Origin of the sequence: Micromonospora gifhornensis, assembly GCF_016863515.1 — a bacterium.
In the GTDB taxonomy this organism is placed as follows: domain Bacteria; phylum Actinomycetota; class Actinomycetes; order Mycobacteriales; family Micromonosporaceae; genus Micromonospora; species Micromonospora gifhornensis.
This window is the reverse complement of sequence record NZ_BOPA01000107.1, coordinates 1-934: the sequence shown is the minus strand read 5'-3', so window position 1 is coordinate 934 and position 934 is coordinate 1. Positions and strand designations below refer to the sequence as shown.

General features: G+C 66.8%; 1 protein-coding gene. It reads left to right on the top strand.

The window, feature by feature from the left end; translation table 11 throughout:
• Window positions 1–934: acyltransferase domain-containing protein (locus tag Vgi01_RS30325; RefSeq protein ID WP_204293346.1), on the top strand; the 934-nt coding region annotated here is incomplete at both ends.

Sequence of the window (934 nt, the reverse complement as noted above, 5' to 3'; positions counted from 1 at the left end):
CCGGGGAAGGTGGCGTTCCTGTTCGCCGGACAAGGCACCCAACGCCTCAACATGGGCCGCCAGCTCTACGACACCAACCCCACCTTCGCCCACGCCCTCGACACCGTCACCAACGCCCTCAACCCCCACCTCAACCAACCCCTCCTCGACATCATCTTCGGCACCGACCCCCACCTCCTCAACCGCACCGAAAACGCCCAACCCGCCCTCTTCGCCATCGAAACCGCCCTCTACCACCTCCTCACCCACCACGGCATCCACCCCGACTACCTCCTCGGCCACTCCCTCGGCGAAATCACCGCCGCCCACGCCGCCGGCATCCTCACCCTCACCGACGCCGCCACCCTCGTCACCACCCGCGCCAAACTCATGCAAACCGCCACCCCCGGCGGCGCCATGATCGCCATCGAAGCCACCGAAACCGAAATCCAACCCACCCTCCACCCCACCGTCACCATCGCCGCCATCAACACCCCCACCACCACCGTCATCAGCGGCGACCACCACCACACCCACGCCATCGCCCACCACTGGCGCCAACAAGGCCGACGCACCACCACCCTCACCGTCAGCCACGCCTTCCACTCCCCCCACATGGACCCCATCCTCGACACCTTCCACACCACCACCCAAACCCTCACCCACCACCCACCCCACACCCCCCTCATCACCAACCTCACCGGACAACCCCTCACCAACCCCACACCCGAACACTGGACCCACCACCTCCGCCAACCCGTCCGCTACCACGACGCCACCACCACCCTCACCCACCACGGCGTCACCCACACCATCGAAATCGGCCCCGACACCACCCTCACCACCCTCACCAAAACCAACCACCCCACCCTCACCACCACCCCCACCCTCCGCCCCCACCACAACGAAAACCACACCCTCACCCACACCCTCGCCACCACCCCCACCACCAACT